Origin of the sequence: Halobiforma nitratireducens JCM 10879 (genome assembly GCF_000337895.1) — an archaeon.
Classification (GTDB): domain Archaea; phylum Halobacteriota; class Halobacteria; order Halobacteriales; family Natrialbaceae; genus Natronobacterium; species Natronobacterium nitratireducens.
In genome coordinates this window covers 1-20,845 of sequence record NZ_AOMA01000019.1, presented here as the reverse complement: position 1 = coordinate 20,845, position 20,845 = coordinate 1, and the positions used below count along the sequence as shown (strand labels likewise).

At 63.5% G+C, this 20,845-nt stretch carries 20 protein-coding genes; 19 read left to right on the top strand and 1 reads right to left on the bottom strand.

Annotated elements, in window-relative coordinates; all coding sequences use genetic code 11:
* Positions 1 to 261: 261 nt before the first annotated feature.
* The gene (locus tag C446_RS02485) at positions 262 to 459 is read right to left on the bottom strand and encodes a hypothetical protein (RefSeq protein WP_006671477.1); all 198 of its coding nucleotides are present in this window, start codon (positions 457 to 459) and stop codon (positions 262 to 264) included.
* Positions 460 to 770: 311 nt separating this feature from the next.
* Here C446_RS02485 and C446_RS02480 point away from each other — a divergent pair, with 311 nt between their 5' ends.
* The 19 genes from C446_RS02480 to C446_RS02390 form a co-directional block, all read left to right on the top strand.
* Complete coding sequence (locus C446_RS02480; protein ID WP_006671476.1) at positions 771 to 1,442, top strand: hypothetical protein; 672 nt, start codon at positions 771 to 773, stop codon at positions 1,440 to 1,442.
* A 12-nt stretch (positions 1,443 to 1,454) separates the two neighbouring features.
* A complete protein-coding gene (locus tag C446_RS02475) occupies positions 1,455 to 5,072 on the top strand; it encodes an outer membrane protein assembly factor BamB family protein (protein WP_152419345.1) in 3,618 nt (1,205 codons plus the stop codon).
* A 13-nt stretch (positions 5,073 to 5,085) separates the two neighbouring features.
* On the top strand, positions 5,086 to 6,633 hold the full coding sequence (locus C446_RS02470) for a S8 family peptidase (protein WP_006671474.1): 1,548 nt from the start codon (positions 5,086 to 5,088) through the stop codon (positions 6,631 to 6,633).
* 9 nt (positions 6,634 to 6,642) lie between these two features.
* Positions 6,643 to 7,452, top strand: a complete 810-nt coding sequence (locus C446_RS02465; protein ID WP_006671473.1) for a hypothetical protein — start codon at positions 6,643 to 6,645, stop codon at positions 7,450 to 7,452.
* Between the two features lie 142 nt (positions 7,453 to 7,594).
* On the top strand, positions 7,595 to 8,587 hold the full coding sequence (locus C446_RS02460) for a hypothetical protein (RefSeq protein WP_006671472.1): 993 nt from the start codon (positions 7,595 to 7,597) through the stop codon (positions 8,585 to 8,587).
* 2 nt (positions 8,588 to 8,589) lie between these two features.
* On the top strand, positions 8,590 to 9,012 hold the full coding sequence (locus tag C446_RS02455; RefSeq protein ID WP_006671471.1) for a hypothetical protein: 423 nt from the start codon (positions 8,590 to 8,592) through the stop codon (positions 9,010 to 9,012).
* 178 nt (positions 9,013 to 9,190) lie between these two features.
* Complete coding sequence (gene sppA, locus C446_RS02450) at positions 9,191 to 10,177, top strand: signal peptide peptidase SppA (RefSeq protein ID WP_083861047.1); 987 nt, start codon at positions 9,191 to 9,193, stop codon at positions 10,175 to 10,177.
* Between the two features lie 17 nt (positions 10,178 to 10,194).
* Complete coding sequence (locus tag C446_RS19780) at positions 10,195 to 10,917, top strand: hypothetical protein (RefSeq protein ID WP_006671469.1); 723 nt, start codon at positions 10,195 to 10,197, stop codon at positions 10,915 to 10,917.
* Complete coding sequence (locus tag C446_RS02440; protein WP_006671468.1) at positions 10,914 to 11,150, top strand: hypothetical protein; 237 nt, start codon at positions 10,914 to 10,916, stop codon at positions 11,148 to 11,150. Before C446_RS19780 ends, C446_RS02440 begins: the two co-directional genes overlap by 4 nt.
* 6 nt (positions 11,151 to 11,156) lie before the next feature.
* Positions 11,157 to 11,471, top strand: coding sequence for a hypothetical protein (locus C446_RS02435; RefSeq protein WP_006671467.1), 315 nt, complete (start codon positions 11,157 to 11,159; stop codon positions 11,469 to 11,471).
* Positions 11,468 to 12,403 (top strand): hypothetical protein, encoded by a 936-nt coding sequence (locus C446_RS02430; RefSeq protein WP_049919985.1) that lies wholly within the window; start codon positions 11,468 to 11,470, stop codon positions 12,401 to 12,403. Before C446_RS02435 ends, C446_RS02430 begins: the two co-directional genes overlap by 4 nt.
* Position 12,404: 1 nt before the next feature.
* Entirely contained in the window at positions 12,405 to 12,608 is a 204-nt protein-coding gene (locus C446_RS02425) for a hypothetical protein (RefSeq protein ID WP_006671465.1), read from the top strand.
* Entirely contained in the window at positions 12,605 to 12,862 is a 258-nt protein-coding gene (locus tag C446_RS02420; protein ID WP_006671464.1) for a hypothetical protein, read from the top strand. The genes C446_RS02425 and C446_RS02420 overlap by 4 nt, the downstream gene beginning before the upstream one ends.
* On the top strand, positions 12,863 to 13,423 hold the full coding sequence (locus C446_RS02415; protein ID WP_006671463.1) for a hypothetical protein: 561 nt from the start codon (positions 12,863 to 12,865) through the stop codon (positions 13,421 to 13,423).
* A gap of 17 nt (positions 13,424 to 13,440) precedes the next feature.
* Positions 13,441 to 15,759, top strand: coding sequence for a zinc ribbon domain-containing protein (locus C446_RS02410; RefSeq protein ID WP_006671462.1), 2,319 nt, complete (start codon positions 13,441 to 13,443; stop codon positions 15,757 to 15,759).
* A 298-nt stretch (positions 15,760 to 16,057) separates the two neighbouring features.
* The gene (locus C446_RS02405; RefSeq protein ID WP_006671461.1) at positions 16,058 to 16,393 is read left to right on the top strand and encodes a hypothetical protein; all 336 of its coding nucleotides are present in this window, start codon (positions 16,058 to 16,060) and stop codon (positions 16,391 to 16,393) included.
* Positions 16,390 to 17,373, top strand: a complete 984-nt coding sequence (locus tag C446_RS02400; RefSeq protein WP_006671460.1) for a hypothetical protein — start codon at positions 16,390 to 16,392, stop codon at positions 17,371 to 17,373. Before C446_RS02405 ends, C446_RS02400 begins: the two co-directional genes overlap by 4 nt.
* Positions 17,366 to 19,006 (top strand): hypothetical protein, encoded by a 1,641-nt coding sequence (locus C446_RS02395; protein WP_006671459.1) that lies wholly within the window; start codon positions 17,366 to 17,368, stop codon positions 19,004 to 19,006. Before C446_RS02400 ends, C446_RS02395 begins: the two co-directional genes overlap by 8 nt.
* On the top strand, positions 19,006 to 20,845 hold a 1,840-nt coding region (locus C446_RS02390), incomplete at its 3' end, for a hypothetical protein (RefSeq protein WP_006671458.1). The genes C446_RS02395 and C446_RS02390, both read left to right, overlap by 1 nt.

Sequence of the window (20,845 nt, the reverse complement as noted above, 5' to 3'; positions counted from 1 at the left end):
GCTCGAGCGCTCAGCCAAAACAGCCATCACAATGGAGGTGTCAACTGTAGCTACCAGAGGCGAACTCTAGACGACTTTGGGACGGGACCAAAATCTCATGGGCTGGAAGAAAATCGCGACCGCCGAGAAGTACATCCGGAGCAGTGGGGAAGCGACCGCGACCGAACTCCGATCGCCGAAGTAATCGACCGAACGCTTTTCCACGCTCGGCAGCGTAGCCACTATCGACGCCCGTCCCTGCCACGGCCACGGGCGCTCGGCTTACTCCCGGTTTTTGACGACGGTGTACTCGTCGGCGTTATCGCGTTCGATCTGGTTCCAGATCGCTCGCTTGATTGCATCTTGGAGATCGTCGTCGACCGGCCCGGACTCGAGCAGTTCCTCGAAGGTCGATTCGGGCAGCGACAGACTCACTCGTTTCGTCGCCGACGAGCCGTCACCGTCGGGCTCGTCGCCCATACCCACGACGTGACACGGGCAGGCCAATAAGGTATGGTATCCGGCCGACGCACAGTAGGGTGCAACTACGCGAGTGATCGCACAAATTCGCGAGTACCTACGCGAATACTCGAGAAATCGCAATAGTCGTCGCAACCAATAAGTACGCGGCCGTGTACGTATCAATCAACAGGTCATCGCCACGGTAAGCGTCCCGAAGCGGGGCCGTATTGGATCGGACCCGAGTTGAGGGCAGCGCCCGCGAGGGCGGCCGGTTGGCGAGGCCGGATCGCCTTAGTCGGCGGTCCGAACAGCCGTTTCTACCGTAAACCATGAGCCACAGCACATCACACGCCGAGCACCAGCAGTCGGTATCGCGCCCCGACTCGGAGTATCGGCGGGACGACTGGTGGGGGGACAACGACGTCGACGACGACCGAGCGACCGGTCACGACCCAGAGGACTTCGAATACAAACGCGAACGCGCCGAGTACGTCGCCCATTCGATCCTGCGGCAGACAGGTACGCTCGTCTGCCCGATCGCGTTGAACGCCGAGCCGGATCGACTCGCGTCGCTGTTCGAATGGCTCGAGACCGGCGAGGCCGAGACCGGCCACGATCCGACGGCGATCCACCAGGAACAGCAGAAAGTCGAACTCACCGAACCCGAGGTCTACGTGCCGCTCCAGACGACCCGCGAGTTCGGCGGGAAACCGCGCGAATACGGCCAGCGACCGAAGCGAAGCCGGTACAACCCCGAACACGGCTACATCGTCGGCCCACAGATTCTCGACCGGCCGGAAGAAGAGTTCATGCAGATCGTTGAGTACGTGCTCGACCACATGGTGGCCGACGACGATATCGGACTCTCGCAAGCTGAACGCGATCGCCTCGAGCACGACGCTCGTCGCCTCAAGCAGAACGGAGATTACCGAGACACGGACGCACTGGCGACGATACTCGAGGATGCACTGACGGACGGCCCGATCGGAGCGGATAACTGAGGTTGGTTTTGCATGACAGGAAAGCACACCTCGAGAGAGCCGAGTAGTCGCCGGTCTAGGCTGGCCGGCGTGATTAACGCATCCATGCCGTCTATCAGTCGTGGGGAGGCTCGAGCGGTATTCCTCGCGTTGCTAATGGTTGCATCACTCCCGGCTATGTCTATTGCGTTTTCTGGAGGGTTTGGCTTCGTCAATGACCGGAGCGGGACGGTAATGGCAGATAATGATGGGGAGAAGGATTTAGTTTTCTATGTGGAGCATGATGATTGGACAGTCAACGCCTATGACGTAAATAACGACGAAATAGCGTGGCAAATTGATTATGGCGATCACGTTGTCACAGACCCATCTGGAGACAATGTTTTCACTGACGACACTTCCGGAACTGATTATTTTAGATTAGACGCACAATCCGGGGAGGAACTTGCAACTAGTGATCCCGGACACAACGATAATCCAAGAGACATAGCAATTAATCCTACTGGAGACTCAGTTTATGTGGGTCTTGAGGATGAGATTGAAATAGTTGACTTTGAAACAGCAGAGGTCAAGGAAACAGTATCAATAGAATTTGAGCCTCGAAGTCTCGACATATTAGACGATACTATATATTATTCGAACTTTGACGGAGACATATACAAATCAGGTACAGATATTAGTGATCCTGAATTAGTGACTGACGAACTCGACACCGACCATAATTCGGAGGTTCTGGCCGGAAATGATGAGAATGTCGTTTTTGTAAGTGGTGAAACATCAATATATAAAGTAGATGGGTCTACCGGCGACGTAATATGGTCGGGAACCTACTCCGATCCGGGCATTCCCGAACTGTCTCCCGAGGGTGACAGTTTGTATTTCGCAGATGAATCAGAGGAAAATCTGTACAAATTAGATTCTGAGTCGGGAATGGAAGAATGGTCGGCGTCTGTTTCTGGAATTGACGGCGATGGGGTCCCCCAGATAGATAACTCTCTATTTGTCGGGACTACTGATGGGGTGTTTTATGACATCGAATCTGATTCGGGGGAGATATTAGAGACCTATGAGACCGATCATGGGGGGGTATCTGCATTGGATTCAACAGCAACTGTCGATGATAAAGACCCAATAACCGGCCAAGTAACCGATCAACACGGCGACCGAGTTGATCAATCGAACATCACCGTCGAAGCGTGGGGCGTCGACGAGCCCGCGCTCGATGAAGCGGACCTCGGCGATCTCGAGGACGAAATCGACCGCGCGGAAGACCTCGCGGACGAACTCGAGAACGCCGTCCCCGAGGACTACGACGAGTTCACTGACGACTACGCAGCCGACGACACCCACCTCGACACCCTCGAGTGGGAACGCGAGATCGACGGCACCTACCCACTCGTCCACGCCGAAGAGGATTGGGCACTCGGCACCCGAACCGTCATCTCCTCGAGCGTCGACGACCCACGCATCCAGATCGACGAGGGCGAGACGGTCACCCTCTCCCTGTGGGACCCCGCCGAGGGCGGCGGCTGGATCGACAATCAGGTCGACAACTCGTTCCCCGGCGCGGTGACTGAGGGCACGATCGTGGTCGAGCAGGTCGACCCGCTCGGCGACACGATCGACACGCGCGAACTCGAGACCTCACCGGTCTACGAAACCACGGGCGCGAACCCACTGTCGACGAACGACCACCACGTCGCACAGACACAACTCCCGACGGGCGTCTATCAGGCCCACCCCGAGGGCGAGCCCGAAAAGGCCTACACGTTCGTCGTCGGCGATCCTGAAGACCTCGCGGCCGACTACGCAGGCGACCTGCTCGACCGTGCTGACCGCCTCGAGCAACGGTTCGACATGGGCGAGAACGCACTCGAGGAGACGATCGTGCGCGAGCGAACCACGACGAACGAAACCGGACAGTTCGAACTCGACCTCCCCAGCGGCCCGGACGAATACAACATCCAGGCCTACCGCGCCGACGATGCGATCCTCGAGCACACCGACCCCGAAGACCTCGCGGACCTCTCGCTCGAGGACCTGCGAGACTACCGCTTCACAGAGTACGAGGGCGCGTTCATCCTGCCGGCCGAAACCGGCACTGTCGACGCCGGCGAGCAAGACGCGGAGGTCCAGGTAATTCGCACCGACGAGATGCCGTGGGACGACATGGAGCAGTACGAGGACCTGATGGAGCGACTCGAGGATGAGTTCCTCAACTCCACCGTCGACGACCTCGCGGACGACTGGGACGAGCTAGTCGACGAACTCGACGACGAACGACTCGAGGAACTGACCGAGCAGTACCGGGCGATCGTTGAGGGCGACGAGGACCTTGAGGATGCAATCGAGGAGACGATCGACCGCGAACTCGGCGACGACAACGAAACCGAAGCACTGCGGGAAGAACTCGAGGCGATTCGGGACGAACTCGACGAGGTCGACGACCGGGTGAACATCGGCGACGGCGAAATCGAAATCGACGACGGCGAAGCCGACGCCTGGTTCCCCGTCCCCGACTGGGTTGACGAAAGCGACGTCTTGGTCGAGTACCAGACCGCCGACGGCGAGGTCGAAGCGATCGACGACGAGTACGTAAGCCTCGCATCCGACGGCGTCGGACCGTTCGGCGGCCAGCAGGTCGTCGTTGAGGACTTCCCGGTCGACGAGGACGTAGCCGCGGCGGACTTCCGGCTCGAGATTGTCGGCGACGAGGGCTACGGCTCGGGCTCGGTCGGCTTTGCGACGCCCGGGTTCGACGGCACCGTGCCCGACGTGCGGGCGATCGATCTGAACACACACTCGCCCGGCCCCGACGAGTCGGTCTCCATGACGGTCCGGCCCGCAGCGGGCGAGCGCATCGACGGCATCACCGGGATCGACGCCTACGGCCCGGACGACGAACCGCTCGCAAACGCCGAGATTACTGACGACGACCGCGCCACGATCCGCACTGACGGCGCTGGCGAGCATTTCGTCCGGCTGTCGATCGATACCGGCGCTGGCGGCGAGTACGTCAAATCCTTCACACTCGAGGCCGGCGAAGAGGCCCGATCGAACCCGCCGACGGTGCGGACCGAACAGAGCGTCGGCGACCAACGGTGGGCGCTGACCGGCGAGGGGCTGGCCGACGGCGCGGTCGCGACCGACGACGACCAACTCGACGTGCGGGCGATCGCCCCGGCCGACGACGTGCCCGGCGCGGTCCACGTCCGCCCGGACGACGCGCTCGATGAGACGGACCGACTCTCGGTTCGCGTCCTCGAGGGCGCTGACGAGCGACAGGTTGCGAACAACATCGAGACAGTCGTTCATATCGACGACGACCTGGAGGGCGCGACCGTCTGGCGTGGCGAACCGTCGTGGCTTGGCGGCGACCCGCTCGTGGTCGACGACACGACCCGCCACGGAGAGATCGACGTCCGCGGCGAGGACGGTGACAAGACGGTCATCCGGACGTTCACCGAGGACGACGGCACGCTCGAGTTGCATATCGACGACGACCCTGGATTCATCGCGAGCACGCAACACTCGGTTGCGACGACCGTCCCGAGTCCGTCGCTGCCGCTGTTGTCGATCGCCGGTACCGGCGTCACGGCGGGACTGACCATCGGCGTTGCACTGTTCACGCGCCGCCGGGTGGCCGCCTAAGAGGTGATTCCCCATGCAACGACGCACATTCCTCACGACGCTTGGAGCAACAGCAGCCGCAACGACCACGCCCGCGTTCTTCGGGTTCAGCCCGTCGATCGGCTCGCCGGACGCCTTTACGGACTTTGCCCTCGCGGCGGATGACATCGACACGTTCCGCGACGGCTATCCGGGCTTTGTCCTCCGGTACGAGGACGCCGACCACCGCGACTCGCTCGAGGAGTGGCTCGAGGAAACCGAGACGGCCCGTATCCACCGCGACCTCGAGTTGGTCAACATGCTCGCGGTCAACATGTCGTGGGCCGACGCCGGCCGGACGACGACGTTCGGGATCGACCGCTACAGCGGCGGGCTGAACGACCTCGAGTACCTGGAGTACGCCGCCGCCGACGCCTTCCTCGAGCGACCGGAGTACTTCGAACCCAGCGACCTCGCGAGTCAGTCAGACGTCGACCACGGCCTCGGGATCGGCGAGCGACTACTGACGACCTCGTTCGGGACCGACTCGACGCCGGACTACGACGGCCTTGCGTTCGACGGCGACGCACCGACGGCCCGCCTGCGAGAGGCCCGCACCCTCGTGCAAGCCGGCGACTCGGTGCTCGAGGAGATCGACACCTCGAGTGTGCGGGTCTGTGTGGCCGATACCGGGGTTAACGACCGCTGGATCTACGAGGACGGCGAGGGCGAGAGCCGCATCAGCCCGGAGTCGACCGACTTCACGGGCGGATCTGACGAGACCGGCGTCGACGCCGTGGCGGACGGCGACGGCCACGGCGACTGGGTCTCGGCGTGTATCCTCGCGGACCACGACGAGGGCCACTACACCGGCTTCGCGCCCGCGGCCGAGCTGATCGCCGCGAAGACACTCGGCGACGACGGCAGCGGATCGATCGCCGATATCGTCGCGGGGATCGAACTCGCGATCGATACGCACGCGGACGTGTTGTGTATGTCACTCGGGAGCCCACAGTGGGCCGAACCGATCGCCGACGCCCTGGCCGACGCATGGGACGCGGGCGTGTTCCCCGTTGCGGCGGTCGGCAACGACCGATTCGCCACAACGTTCGTGGCTCACCCGTCCTCGAGCGAGTACGCGGTCGGGATCAACGCGACGAACGTCCCTGACAGCGGCGATCGGGACGACACGCAACTTTCGTACTTCGGCAACGTCGGGCCACACCCCGGCACGCAGGATTTCTCCGACGGCGAATCGGCCGACGCGAAACCCGCACTGGCCGCGCCGGGGATGAACATCGAAATCGATCCGGTTGGCACGCTGTCGGGCACGAGCATGGCCGCGCCGATGGTCGCCGGAGCCGCCGCCGTGCTGGCCGCCGAGGGCTACGACAACGAGACGATCCTCGAGCGGCTGACCGACTGTGCCTACCCGGTCGAGAACTTCGGCGTCACGGAAGCCGAACACGGGTTGCTCGACGTGGACGCGGCGCTGCGAGGCTATGAGTACGAGGACTCGCAAGAAGACGTTCGCAACGACGGTGCCGAGGCCCGCGACCGATTCAACCGGGCGCTGTCGGCGACCCGCGGAGGGTTCTGGTAGGTGGGTCCGATGCACAGACGACAGTTCCTCGCGCTGGCCGCGAGCCCGGCGTTCGTCGGGGCCTTCGGATCGGACGGCCGCGAGGACGACCTCGAGCGCGAGAACGGCTACCCGGTGCCGCCGGATCATATCACCGAGATTCGGGACGACCGCGACGAACTCGAGCGGTATCAACCGAAACTCTACCTCGGCCACCTGCCGTGGTCCGAACGCGACGAGACTCGTACCGACATGCGCGGCCAGTTCGGGTGGACCGCCGAAAGCGAGGAGTACGACGTGATAGCTCACTACTACTGGACGCGCTACAACACCCAGCGGAGCGTTCTGTACTACCTCGGGCTCGACTGGGGGCCGGACGAGCACTATCTCGACCACGAACCCACGATCGTGTTCCGCCGCGAGGACGGCACCGTTGAGGAGGTCTGGACGACCGGTGGCCACCACTACGGGCTTCGGATCGACGGCGAGACGGGCAACCTCTCCGAAGACCGCGTCAACGGCGAAGACACACACGTCAACCTCGCCGTGATGCGGCCCCACAACCACTACACGGAGGCGGCCTTCGACGCCGAGGGCGAGTTCGTCCAAGAGTTCCCGACGAGTGTCCCGTTCGATAGCTGGCTCGACGTGCGGGAGCAATGGTACGACAACAACCGCTTTGCGAGCACGAGCTACGAGGCGATCGAGGACCCGTTCACGTTCTACGACCGCGACCGCGAGCATTGGTGGCGCGAGGACACGATGGACGCCTGGTTCGCCCGCAACGTCTGGATTCCGCTCGGGTTGACCGAGCGCGACGACCTCGAGTTCGAAACGTGACCATGATCCGATACAGTTCCGGTGGGATTCCGCCGCCGATCCGAGGGATACCGCCACCGGCCACCCGCTCGAGTCGTATCGCCTGCCAACTACACCTCTTCAATCCAACACAATGAATTTCAACCGCGTAGCAACGCTGTTCATGGTTTTCGTGCTGGCCATTTCGATGGTCGGCGCGGGACTGACCGGAAGTGTCGCTGCAACCGACCACACAACCACACTCGAGGGCGACGGCGAGGACGCTGTCGTCGACTTCGACGCTGCCGACGACGAGTACCTGCTGCATACCATCGAGGCTGACGGCGCTGACTTCGGCGAGGACGGCACAGAGACCGTCTACTTCAACGTCTCGTACGACGACACCGAACACGAGACCTACAGCGCCGTCGTCGACGACGAGGACGCCGACTACGAGGTCAACATTTCCGAAAGCGACCTCGAGAGCGTTCCCGGTGACGCCGACGACACGACGACCGTCGAAGTGACCACCTGGGGCGAGGACGCTGACGACGAGACGACGACCGACGCCGACACCTTCGCAGTCGACCTCGAGTTCGCGGCTGACCACGCGACCGCCTACGTCGACGACCCCGAGGACCACGATGAGATCGAGCCCGGCTTCTTCTCGCTGGCTACGCTGAACGTCTTCGACGACGCTGACGAGACGGTCGTCCAGAGCTACGAGGAGACGGTCGGCATCGCTGACAACGAAACCGAGGTCACCGTCTACGACGACACCGCCGACGGCGACGACGCCTGGGATGAAGTCGTTGCTGACGACCTCGAGAGCGGTGACGTCATGCTGAGTGCGGCCGCCACCGTCGACGGCGAGCCTGTCGCGATGTTCTACGACGAGGCTGACGACGACCTCGTAGACGAGACCGAAGACACGTACATCGTCTACGACGGCGACGACGCATTCACCGTCAACCTCGGCGACGAGTTCGACGAGGACAGCGAGGAGATCGACGTCTTCATCGACTCGCAGAACGCGCTCGAGGCTGACCTCGACGCTGACGAGGTTGGCGAACTGTACGCCGACACGCTCGAGTTCGGCTACATGGACCTCCAGACTGAGTTCGGCGTGGTTGACACGCTGTGGAACCTCGGCGTTGGGCCGCTCGGCCTGTGGTAACGATGGCGGTGAGTAATGAGGGCGACCGACTCTGGGGTGCGATCAAGTGGCTGCTGCCGCTGATCGGGATCGCCGTGCTGCTGGCGGTGATGCCGCCGCTTGGTGCGGCCGCCGCGGTCGCGTACGTCCTAGTCTACGTGCTGAAGTACGTCGGTGTCGGTGACGCTCGCGGGCAAGCCCTGTTCCGATTGCTCGCAGTCGTCTACGCCGTCACACTGTGGCCGTTCGTACTCGCAATCGGTCTGCTGGCCGGCGGCCTGTACATGGTGCTCGACGTGCTGTCCCGGCTTATCTGGGGCTCGGGCGTCGATGCAAGCCAGCTTCGGGGCGTTGCCGGCTGGCTAACCCGGATCATGCGCTGGCCGATCGACCAACTGCGGTACATCCTTCTCGGCGAACCCGACCGGTTCCCGGCGACGCCGTAGGACACTCGCAACTCGACGTTCTTTCGCGCACCCACGTTGGCGTACCGCGGATCGTTCCCGCGGGTGGGCCTGCCCGGTCGCCATACCGGGCATCCGGAAGCACCGCGCGGGCTCGCTTTCCTCGAGCCCGTCGCATTGCCACCCGCCACGCCCACACCCTTCCGTTTTCAGTACAAGCATGCATCCAAAACTCAAACAGCTACTCGGCGCTGTCTTCGGGGCCGTACTCGGGGCAGCAGCCGGGTACAACGCACTAGTATTCACACCAGAGACGTTCGGCATCTCCCCAATAGCGAGTTACGTTATCGGTTCAATGGCAGCCACGGCGGCTGTATTCGGATGGTTCGTTGCCGCTGGGGATGAGTTAGACATTGCGGCTGTCGACATAGAGGGGAAGATTACCCGCTCTGGCGGCTTCGAAGACGATAGTGCCGACGATATCGTTGCGGGAATCGAACTCGCCGATGAACAAGATGCTGAAGGCCTACTCGTCCGAATTAACTCGCCGGGTGGGCCCGTCGGCCCGAGCGAAGATATTCGCCGAGCGATCGACGAGTTTGACGGCCCGACGGTCGCTGTCGCCGAAGACACGTGTGCAAGCGGTGGCTACCTCATTGCGACCGCGTGTGACCACATCGTGGCTCGCGAACACAGTCTCGTCGGCAGTATCGGCGTGATCGGTTCGCGACCGAACGCGAGCGAACTGGCCGACGACCTCGGCGTCGACTATCAACGGCTTACAGCGGGCGAGTACAAAGACGCAGGTCACCCGCTGAAAGACCCCGACAACTCCGATTGGTCCTACCTCCAGGGTTTGATCGACAACTTCTACGAGACGTTCTGCCGCCGGGTTGCGGAAGCTCGAGCGGTTCCGCTTGAGGACGTAAAAGCGACCGAGGCGCGGGTCTTTACCGGTGCCGAAGCGCAGGATCTCGGGTTCGTCGACGACCTCGGGACCGAGTCGGACGCACGTGCCTGGTTGGCTGACCAACTCACTCGCGAGGAAGACGATCTCGAGGTCAGCGAATACGAGACGCCGACCGAAATCGGCGACCTCCTGTCGCCGACGATGGCCGCACAGAAACTCGCCTACGCGTTTGGGGCTGGCATTGCGTCCCGCTTCTCGGCCGACCAATCGATATCGATCGAATACCGACGCAAGTAGCTTTCAACACACCGATCATGACCTCAGAAACAACACCTGACCCTTCGAGACGACAGTATAGCCGCCGTGACGCCCTGAGATACGGGGCAATCGCGGTCGGCACCGTCACTGGCGGCGCATCGTTTGCAACCGGCACGGCAGTCGCCGACGACAACCCACAAGGCGTCCTTGCGGACGGCTTCGACGGCGATCGTGACCGGATCGCCTTCCTGCGAGGGTTCACCAACACCTACAGCGGGGGCTATGGCGCACCGGACGCGCTCGAGTCGCTTGTCGACGACGCCCGCAACGAGTTCAACGCCAATACCGAGTTGTGGATCGACTACGGCAACTGGCTGATCGACACACACGAAGAGGTTGTCCCACTCGGCAGCGGCACGGTCGCCGTCGAGTTCGACCTCACGCGGGGCCGCTGGCCGTTGCGGAATCCGGACCCGATTGCGACCACGATCGATGCCGAATACGACGACGAGAGTGACGAGTTCACCGCCCTCGAGTGGCGAGTCGACAAGCCCGACGACCCGGACTTCGAGGTCCGACTCGAGAATCGGGCCGCCGAGAACGCCGCCGACGAGCTGCAATCGTATCGCCGTGACTTCATCGCCGAGGACGACGAAGACCATGCAGTACCGGACAGCGAGTATCTGAGCGCGCTGGCCGGCGAATACGCTGCCGGGATCATGCTCGGCAATGAGACAAGAAGCGTACTCGAAGTCCTGCTCGGGGAGGTGGACCTATGAGTGACCAAAACCCGTGGGCCGGCACCATCGAGTGGCTGAAAACGCTACTCGCCAACGCCTTCGGCCGCGGCACGCCGATGGAGGGGATGGAGGCGTCGGCGATCCTCTTTGCCGTCACCTTCGCGTCGAATTTCGTCGGCCAGGTCTGGACCATCGTGTTCGACGTGCTGTTTGCGATCCTGTTCGTGTACAACCTCATTCGGTACACGATCGCCCGCTGGGGCTCGAGGTGACCGGCCATGTTCCTGTGGCTAACACTGGCAATCGTCCTTGCGGTGACCATCGCGTACGCCCGCTGGGGAGCGATCCCGACGCCAGTCCCGAAAACGGTTCTCGACGTTCTCCCGACGCCCGGCTCGAGCCCCGGACTGTGGCTGTGGCGGACGTTCCTGCTTGCCGTGTTGGTCGTCGCGTTTTGGACAACGTTTGCGATCAACCCGACCGGGTTCGTCGCCTACGCACTTGCGGGCATCCTCGTGTGGGCCGTTCTCGACGACATTCGACAGGCAATGAGCGATATCTGGCACGGCCGAATCTGGTGGGTTGACCCATGACTCGAGACAGACTCCTCGCGTGCGTGCTGGCCGTCCTCATGGCGAGTTCCCTCGTCGCCGGGCTTGGCCCGATCGGCGTGGCGGCCGACGACACGGTGGCGATCGACGACGACCACGGGCTCACGTCCGAGTCGGCGATCGACGAGTTCAACGAAACCGGCGTCGCCGAGACGACCGAGACCTACCCCGACGTGACCATGACCGTCGCTGAAGACAGCGAGAGCGTCGGACTCGAGGGCATCCAGTACACGGACTTCGATTCGGTGTTCCTCCAGGTCGACTACGACGAGTCGATCGACCGGACGCTGCGGGTCTACATCCCCGAGGCATACTGGCACCCGCATCCGGACGAACTCGAGGCTGTCGACGCCGACGTGACCGCGTCGCTCGAGCCGACCGGTGACGGCTACACCGCGGTGACGATGCACGTTGAAGACGAGACGACGGCCACGTTCGAAGTGAAGAAACAGGCGTCGCTGGTGTTCAACGCCCGCGAAACCACGACGTCGTGGCTCGAGAACGAGACGGGGATGGACCTCCCGCGACTCGACGGCTCGAGCGACCAATGGGAGTACGTGCCGACAGCGGAACTGACAGACAACGATTCGACCGTCGGCATCGACACTGAAGGCGAGGATGTCACACTCCAGTACGACGCCGCGAACACGGCCGATCCGAACGAACAGGCGTGGCGGACACTGCCGGCGTGTACCAGTTCGGCCGGTGACTCCGCGCCGGTCTGTCACTTCGACCGGGCGGACGACCCCGACCACGTCTACATCCTCGCACAGACTGACGACCCGCCGGACGTCCGGTATCACTACGACGCCGGCTTCACGGCGGATATCCGCAGTTCGGTCGGCGAACTCGGGGACATCGTGGATGCAGTACTCGAGGACGCACGCAGCTTCATCGACGGGGTGTTCGACTAAGATGCAACTCCCAAACACGAGCAAAGGCGTACTGATCGCCCTCGCGGCGCTTGCGGTCGTGATAATCTGGCTGTACGCGACGACGCTGTTGACCGTCGCCCTCGGGGCGGTCGTCGTCGCGGCGATCGCCTTCACGATCTACGTCGTGGGGGTGCGGTTCGTGCGGTTCGTTCGCGACAAACCGATTCTTGGAGGTGGATCATGAGCGCACTACTGACTCTGCTGGCGGTTGTGGTACTGGCGTTGATCGTTGCCTACTGGTTCCCCGATCTGACTCGGCGGTGGCTCGCAAACATCATGGTCGCGAAACGGATCGTGTTCGCGGCCGTCGGGCTCATCGTTGCGTTTGTGCTGTTGGGAACCGGCGTCTGGTATCTCGTGCTTATCGGGGCGCTTGCGCTAGCGATCTCCGTCTGGCGCGGGTACTTCCAGTTCTACCGCGGCGAGGAGGTGACATAGATGCACGCCGACCTCGAGAAGCTCCAGCGGGACGCGTACAATGCCTTCCGTGATAACTCGACGCCGCCGGAGATTCGCGTCGCACTCGACGAGCTGTACCGCGAGGCCGACGAGCACGCCCGGACCGTCCTCTCCGACGAGGGCTTTCTCGACTTCCTCGCGGCGTATATCAGCCGCGAACACACCAAGCTCCAGGCCGAGCGCGACGGGAAACCTGAACACTACCCCTACGAGGAGACGCGAACGCGACCGCTGTGTACGTGTTCGGATCGCTACTGCGAACTCAAGGAGGGCCGCGTTGCACGACAGATTCGGGAGGCCGACGACCCGCTCGAGGCGCTGCGACGGTTCGATCATGACCACAACGGCGAGCCGTTGGTCTTGCACGACGCAAAAGAGGAGTACGCCCGCCGCTACGGCGAAATCGAACAGACCTATCGCCGGATCATGATCTGTGGCGACCACGATATCCATCCCGACGAGTTGGACGACCTCGAGCCACCGATCGACACAGAGGCCACCGACGCTGACGACGCGACGGCGGCTCCGGCAGACGACTAACCGACGGTTTTGATACCATGAGCACGGATAACCGACAGACTGTCGTCGACTACGCGACGAGCGACCAGCAGAAACGCGACTACTGGGACCGCGAGTCGGAACTCGAGGAGTTGATCGAACGCTGTTCGCGGGCGACCGCTCGCGGGAAGCCGAAACACTACGGCTACGCTGCGACAACGCTTGCGGAGGATATCATTCCGTTGCTCGAGGACCACACGGGCGTGGACCCGATTCACCGATACAGCAGTCACCTGTCAGACCACGAGGACTGGCACTACACCGACCTCGTGGAGTTTTACGACCGCCACGAGACGATTGCGGCGTGTTTCGGCGACGCCTACGCCGACCTGCCACCCCACACGATCGATCGGGCCGAAGGCGTGGTCGAACGGACGCTCCGATCCATCACGGCGATCGCCGAACACGAGGATATCGTGATGGACTCCTACCAGGGGCGAGCCGACGGCACTGGCTTCGAGGTCAAACTCGGCGAGCATCTACAGGACGGCCGGATGGATCTTGGCGATCCGGTCGAACTCGTCACGGACGAACAGGTCGACGCCGTGAAGTGGCTCGTCTGTGGCGGCACCGGGATGGGGAAATCGACCGGCACCGAACGGTTCGCCGAAGACTACCTCGCGGCGAGCCACGCCGAGGGCCGCGACTACAAGATTCTCGACATCCTCGGGATGCGGCAAGGCGAGAACTGGCTCGTCGACCTCCCGCAGCAACAGGACGACCTCCGGCGGATTCGTGAAGAGCAGGGGCTCGAGCCGTCCTTTGCCGAAGCCGACGACCGCGAGCCGCCACAGGTCGAGATTCTGCATCCCATGACGCGCGGCTTCTGCGAGAAGTCGCTGCCGTTCGACCCCGACGACGAGCAGTTCCGCGTGCGGCCGTTCACCGTGCCAGCAAGCGAGTTCCGCAAGCCGGTGATGGTCTCGCTTATCATGTCGCGGCTGTCGGAATCGGAGGAAGCGACCATTCGGGAGGTCTACGACGAGGTCGACGAGGCCAAAGACGACTGGTCGCTGAAGGATATCGCCGAGGCGATCCTCGAGCGCGACGAGCTGTCGGACAAACACAAGTCGAAGGCCGTCGGCGTCCTCCGGTCGCTCCAGAACGAGGGCTTCATCCGCACCCACGCCGACGAGCACACGCTCGACTGGCACGACGTGATGCAGTCGACGGAGACGTACACGATCTTCTCGCAGGCGCTCTGTGACCGCGACTTGTCGGCGTTGATGACGTTCGCGTACGTGCTCGACCGTTGTTTCCGACACCGCGAGGGATCGAACTACAACTCCGAGGCCGTCCTGGTAATGCGAGAGTTGTGGGAAGTCGTCCCGCACAAGCGTCGCCGGTCGTTCGACGCTCGGGAGGCCGCGGTCCAAGAAGCGATCGGCCAGATCGCCATGAAGGTGATGCGCCAGAACCGCCACGCCGGCATTCACATCGTCGCCGACACGCAAGAGCCGTCGGACCTCCTGAAAAGCGTCCGCGAGTTGTTCAACCACTACGTCGTCTACTCAGCGAACCGGGACACGATCGACGATATCTTCGAGTGGACCCAGAACAACCGCACGCGGTCGTTCTGGTCGACGATGACCGCTCAAGCGGGACAGGCCGGCATCGTCGGGCAGGCAAAGCCAGCACTCGAGAACCGCGATATCGAGTTCGTCTCGCCGGTCGAAGTCACACCGCCGTCGCATCACCACTTCGACGTGAAAACCGACGGCACCGGCTGGCACGCCCGTGCAAAGTACTTCACACCGACCGAAACGTGTTCAGAGTGTGGCCACGATGTCCTCGAGCGGTCGGCTGACGGATACATGGTCACCTGCTCCGAGTGCGGTCACGAGGAACTCGACGCCTCTGGCGGCCGCACCGAAACGCTTCGGCGACCGGCCGACGTCGACGGCGTGACGTGGGACGACTCGGTGCCGTCGGACCTGGAGGTCCCGACGCTCGGGGACAAGCTCGAGGTCGACGAGGACAGTGGCCCCGATCCCGAGGCCTTCCCGGTCAAAGCCTTCGCAGAGTACTGTCTTACGCGTAAGAGCGGGACGAATACGGTCAAGCAAGAGGTGTACGAGGCATTCAATGCCTTTGCACAAGACTACGGCCATGATCCGTGGGACTTCGACGACCAGTCGGTTTCTATCCGGTTTGGCAAGAAGCTCAAGAAGCGCATGGACGGGCCGGTCGAAAGTGCACCCAACGGAGACGGGGATATGGTGTTCTATGACATCGCATTGACTGACGAAGGCGAGTACTATCTCGACGGGTTTGACGGACTATCCGATGCGGGCAAACCCATAGCCGGTAGTCAGTGAGTTCAGCAAGTCATTCAGCAAGCTAATCGCAACCCGTCAGCGGGTTCAGCAAATTCAGCAAGGCCAGAGTGAGTCCTACTGACTACTGAGTATAGTACGCGCGCGTACTGCGTCCGACGCAAACAAATCCAAACACATGACAGACATTCTTTGCACACACTGTCCGCCTCGAGTCGCCGACAGGGTGAAAATCTCCGCGAGAGGGTTCGCCGGCCGCGACTGGCCGCCGCCTCCTCTTTTTCGATCCCGATTATAGCGAGCCTATAGCGACACTATACGACCGACTGTTTTCGACGACATGCACACCGACACACCCGAGATCGAACTCGAGGGCTCGGTCACGGCAAACGGCGACGCCGCACAGGTCTACTTTCCGAAAGAGTTCACGCAGCAACTCGCGTTCCCGCTCGAGCCGGGCGGCGAGTTCTGTGCGTACCTCAAGCCCGGAGAGGCGATCGTGTTGCTCCCGGCGTCGGCGAGCTGTGACTTCCCGCTCGAGGTAACGATCCGCGACCCCGAGTCGTACCAACTCACAATCGACCCAGATCCGAATCCTGCATCCGAATCCATGATCCACGACAGCGAGAATCCCGATTCGAACCGCTCTGACCCTGGGGGTGACGCCGATAGATGACCGCCGCACAAGCCTCCACGCAGGGCAAACAGCGGTTCGCCTCCGACACCCAGATCGATATCGAAGACGTCGCCGATCCCCACACACTCGAGGACGACACTCGAGAACCGATCGGCACAAAGATCAAACGCCACTGGAAGTTCCTCGCGATTGCCGTCCCGATCGGCGTCGCGGCAATCGCCATTCTCATCGGCTACACGTGGCATCTCGTCCCGACGATTCTCGGCAACCGCTACGTACAACTCGCGGGGGCCGTCGCGGCGATTGCCGGCGGTTCCGCCTACGCCGGGGCACAGTGGCGACTCGGCTGGATTCGACGGCAGGACGAACTCGTGCTCCGGACGCCGAATGGCCCGGTCCGGTTCGAAGGCCGGGTCAAACAGACCGCCGCCGGCAGCCTCGTGTTCATGCCGATCAAGGGCTACCGGTGGTGCAACACGACGCCGGTCTACTACACGATCGAGGAGTTCGGCCGCGAACTCAACGAATCGTGGCCGAAGCAAGGCTACGATCCCGACGATCCGGCCGAAATCGAACTCCACCCCAAGGTGTCGTCGGCTCGAGACACCGACCTCGGAACCGTCATCGAACAGTCGACCGGCGACCCGCCGGTCAAAGTCGATCGGTTCGCGCGGGAGACGGTTCTCTACGCGACCGAACCCGAGTACATTGAGGAAGACGTCGCCGAGGACCTGCGACGCGAACTCATTCGTATCCGCGAGGAACGCGACGAACTCGACGAACGGTTAGACGACGCCAAGCGCCGCCTCGAGCAGGCCAAAGCAATCGGCGCAATGTCGCCCGAGGAGTTCCTCGAGAGCCACCAGGAGTTTGCCATGGAATTGATCGCCGTCGCCCGTGGCCGGTCGCGGCCGTCTTCGGGCGACGAGGAGACCGACCCGGCACGCGACCTTGGCACGAGTACCGGCTCGAGTTACGATTTCTCCGGCGTTGAGGAAGAACTCACCAGCGATGACTAGGACACACTACACGCACGCGACCCGAATCGCCGTCGTCGCGATGCTCGTCGTGTCGCTGTTCGCAGCAGCGGGCGCGGGCGTCGCGACGGCCGAGACCGACACCACGATCGACGGGGCGGACCTCGTGGTCGAACAACCCAGCTACGTCGACGACGACGTTGAACACCGCTCCGACGGCGGGACGCCCGTCTACATCGTCGACGGCGAGGAACACGCCCTCTACCCACAGAACTTCGACAGTGCGAACGTGACTGGCTTCGGGATCGACAGCGGCGCGGGCTCGCTTGCCGCCGACGACGACCTCGAGCGGTACGTGCTCGACCCCGAAGGCGAGACCGGCTCGTTCGAACTGTACTGGACTGTCGACCGCGAGGAGACGGTTGCAGACGGCAACGAGACGACCACGGAGACCGAGACGACCCGGTACGAGGCCGTCGTCCGCGTCGACGACCAGGCGACCGTCGTGGTCTCCACGCCCGCCGAACAGCAGCAACTCGAGGAGGACGCCCAAGAGTGGCGCGACTGGAACGCAACCGTCACCGAGGTCCGCGAGGCAGGCGTCCTCGGGCACGCGGTCTTCGGTGCGCCGGCCTCCAACGAGGAGGTCATGCAGACGATGGTCAACCGGTATCTAACCCTCGAGTCCCCGCTCCACTTGCTCGACGGTGGGCTGACTGCCATGGCGATTCTCGGCTTTACGACACTCGGCGGGATTGCGTTCATCCTCTTCCTCAAGTTCCCCGACGCGATCATCATCCGACGGATCTACAAAGAACTCCACAAGCGCCGCCAGCGCGAGGAAGCCGAGGGCGACCTCGCGGCCCGGCAGGAAGCCGAGGACCTCCAGAACCGCCTCGAGAAGTTCGCCAACATGGATCATCAGGATATCCCGCCGATTACGGATCATTTCGCGCGGGGAATCCGCAACGACGTCGGCGCGGAGACGCCGGCCGAGTTCTTCAACCTCTTGCTGCATACGATCCCGCCGGCACGGCTCAAGGAGAGTCGCGTGCGGGCGATGGGTCAGTCGGGCTACGTCGCACAGGTCGAGACCGACGCCGACGGTGACGTGGCGACCGACGGTGGCGAGCCGGCGATCGTCGACGCGACGCTTGTCGAAGCCGACGCCGTCCTCGAGCCCGACGAGTCCGTTCGCGACCGCGACGACCTGCGAGAGATTACCGACCCGTCGGAGACGCTGTTGGCGGCGATCGATCTGACCGACGACGCACTCCTCGAGTTCCCTCTCGAGAATCCGGCTGAAGCGCCGTTCGATCTTGATGCGTTCGACGAGCCGCCCGCGGAGTTGTCGCTGCCGGATCTTGTCGACGAGTTCGGCTTTGACGAACTGACCGTCGCCGAGGACGAACTCGAGCACGCCGGCCGGATGCTCGTCGAACTGCTGACGGTCGTCCGCAACCACCGGCTGACCGACGACGAAGGCCGGATCAAGCCCGTCCGCTACGAACTCGAGAACCTGTTCCAGTTCATGCAGTTCGCCGACGACGTGGCCGACGTGCCGCTGGCGAACGAGTACCGCCAGATGTTCGAACGCGCACTCGAGGAGTACGACCGCGACGACGAACTCGAGACGTTCCTCGAGACCCACCGCCAGCACACGGAGGGGTCGTAATGCTCGAGGTTGCACTGACCGCCTCCGGCGTCGAAGTTCCCGACCGGACCGCCGGCCAACTACTCGGGACGTTCGTGCTGTTGGTCGTCGCCGCCGTTGCCCTCGTGGTGCTCTACCGGAAGAACCGATTCGCCGGGCTCGAGGGGCGGGCTCGAGAGCACAAGGAAGCGTTGCTCGAGTCGCTGCGGACCCAGACACCCGCGACGGTCCGGGTGCCGGCCCGTGCCGACGTGGCCGACTACCGCGAAGAGGTCGCGACCGCCCTCGAGCGGGCACAGGCCCGTGCTCGCGGTGACGCCGATCCCGATCCGGACTACACGACGCTGCGAGAGGCGACGGGCTCGGTACTCGCGGCGCTGGCCGACGCCACGGCCGACTCGCGGGTCCGACGGCTGTTCCCCGACCGACTGACCGCCGTGCTGGCCGCCCTCGCGGTCACGATCGTCACCTTTGGCGCACCTGCGGTGTCGACCGACGGCGTCGTGACCGTCCTCGAGTCGGGCGACCTCTCGGTCGGCGGCGGGATCGGGGCGCTCGGCGACGCGACGATTGCGCTGACCGACTACGGACTCGAGGCGCTGTCGGCGTTCCCGTTCGCCGGCCGTGTCGCCGAACTCGCGCTGGCCGTCGGCGTGCTCGTCGGCAGCGTCCTCTACGAGTTCTGGTTCCTGTCGGCGGCGCTTGCGGCCCTCGGGTGGGCGTTCCTCTATCGCCTTGGCGAGCACGTCGGCGAGGATCGCCACGAGCGGCTGTACGGCCGTCGAGAGCTATCTCTTGCCGTCGCGAAACCCATCGCCGCCGTCTACCTCGCAGGCGTCGTGCCGACCGCGCTGGGGACCGCTGCCGGAGCCGAGACTGTCGGCGCGGTGACCGGGCTCGCGTTCGCGGCGCTGTTGTCGGTGTACTACCTCGCTGCGGCCGGGATTAGCGCCGCCTCGAGAGTTGCGGAACACACGAACGCTACCCTGCCGATCCGGTACGACGAGTACACGATCGGGCCGCTGTCAGTGTCGATCCCGCGACTCGAGCGGTCCCGCACGGAGTCGCTGGGGTTCGACGACCCGGAGAGTGCCGCCGTGTGGAGTGAGGTCGACGGCGAGGGTGACGATGAGGGCGCACCCGATCTGGTACTCGACTCAACGACGCTTGCTATCAACGAGGCGTTCGACGTAGCGTACGATCCGTTCGAAGCCGCGACGGCGCTCGAGGACCGACTCGACGCGACGGACGAACCGTGGCGCGGGCCGCCGACCGACTGGGGGCTTGCGGCGTATCTCGTCTGTCGCCGGGCGTTCGCCGCGACGGCGGCCGTACTGGCCCCGTTGCCGCTGGTGTATCTCGGCAGCGGTGTCTCGAGCGGCGCGTACCTCTCGGTCGCGTCCTCGCTCGTCTCGGGCCACGTCGTCGGCCTGCTCGTGCCCGTCGCGTTGCTGGCCGGGATCGGCTATCTGGCCTACCTCGCGCGGGACTCCTATGACGACGTGCGTGATGCGGTGACCGAGGCGTTGACGCGTCAGTCGGTCCGCATGGCGATGTTCCAGCGCGGGCTGACCGTCGGCGCGGGGTTGCTTTCAGGGACCGTCCTGTGGGCGTTCTCGCAGTCGTATCTCGTGACGCCGATCGGCGCGGTCGTCCTCGGTGGGCTCGTCTACCACGGCTACGCAGCGGCCGACCGGGCGACCTACCGACTCGACGTGTTCGGTCGGGACGGTCCGGCCCGCCAGAGCGTGTTGATCCAGGCCTACGCACTCGAGGACGCCGACGGTACCGAACACCTCGTCACGCAGGTCGGCAGCGATTACCGACTGTCCCGTGACAGCGCCACCGAGTTGGTCGCCG

What these genes read in the sequence shown, in the direction of transcription:
- C446_RS02440 (WP_006671468.1), top strand. Translation starts at nt 10,914, where the DNA reads ATGAGTGACCAAAACCCGTGGGCCGGCACCATCGAGTGGCTGAAAACG.
- C446_RS02465 (WP_006671473.1), top strand. Translation starts at nt 6,643, where the DNA reads ATGCACAGACGACAGTTCCTCGCGCTGGCCGCGAGCCCGGCGTTCGTC.
- C446_RS02430 (WP_049919985.1), top strand. Translation starts at nt 11,468, where the DNA reads ATGACTCGAGACAGACTCCTCGCGTGCGTGCTGGCCGTCCTCATGGCG.
- C446_RS02400 (WP_006671460.1), top strand. Translation starts at nt 16,390, where the DNA reads ATGACCGCCGCACAAGCCTCCACGCAGGGCAAACAGCGGTTCGCCTCC.
- C446_RS02415 (WP_006671463.1), top strand. Translation starts at nt 12,863, where the DNA reads ATGCACGCCGACCTCGAGAAGCTCCAGCGGGACGCGTACAATGCCTTC.
- C446_RS02420 (WP_006671464.1), top strand. Translation starts at nt 12,605, where the DNA reads ATGAGCGCACTACTGACTCTGCTGGCGGTTGTGGTACTGGCGTTGATC.
- C446_RS02410 (WP_006671462.1), top strand. Translation starts at nt 13,441, where the DNA reads ATGAGCACGGATAACCGACAGACTGTCGTCGACTACGCGACGAGCGAC.
- sppA (WP_083861047.1), top strand. Translation starts at nt 9,191, where the DNA reads ATGCATCCAAAACTCAAACAGCTACTCGGCGCTGTCTTCGGGGCCGTA.
- C446_RS02425 (WP_006671465.1), top strand. Translation starts at nt 12,405, where the DNA reads ATGCAACTCCCAAACACGAGCAAAGGCGTACTGATCGCCCTCGCGGCG.
- C446_RS02460 (WP_006671472.1), top strand. Translation starts at nt 7,595, where the DNA reads ATGGTTTTCGTGCTGGCCATTTCGATGGTCGGCGCGGGACTGACCGGA.
- C446_RS02470 (WP_006671474.1), top strand. Translation starts at nt 5,086, where the DNA reads ATGCAACGACGCACATTCCTCACGACGCTTGGAGCAACAGCAGCCGCA.
- C446_RS02455 (WP_006671471.1), top strand. Translation starts at nt 8,590, where the DNA reads ATGGCGGTGAGTAATGAGGGCGACCGACTCTGGGGTGCGATCAAGTGG.
- C446_RS02485 (WP_006671477.1), bottom strand. Translation starts at nt 459, where the DNA reads ATGGGCGACGAGCCCGACGGTGACGGCTCGTCGGCGACGAAACGAGTG.
- C446_RS02395 (WP_006671459.1), top strand. Translation starts at nt 17,366, where the DNA reads ATGACTAGGACACACTACACGCACGCGACCCGAATCGCCGTCGTCGCG.
- C446_RS02435 (WP_006671467.1), top strand. Translation starts at nt 11,157, where the DNA reads ATGTTCCTGTGGCTAACACTGGCAATCGTCCTTGCGGTGACCATCGCG.
- C446_RS19780 (WP_006671469.1), top strand. Translation starts at nt 10,195, where the DNA reads ATGACCTCAGAAACAACACCTGACCCTTCGAGACGACAGTATAGCCGC.
- C446_RS02405 (WP_006671461.1), top strand. Translation starts at nt 16,058, where the DNA reads ATGCACACCGACACACCCGAGATCGAACTCGAGGGCTCGGTCACGGCA.
- C446_RS02475 (WP_152419345.1), top strand. Translation starts at nt 1,455, where the DNA reads ATGACAGGAAAGCACACCTCGAGAGAGCCGAGTAGTCGCCGGTCTAGG.
- C446_RS02480 (WP_006671476.1), top strand. Translation starts at nt 771, where the DNA reads ATGAGCCACAGCACATCACACGCCGAGCACCAGCAGTCGGTATCGCGC.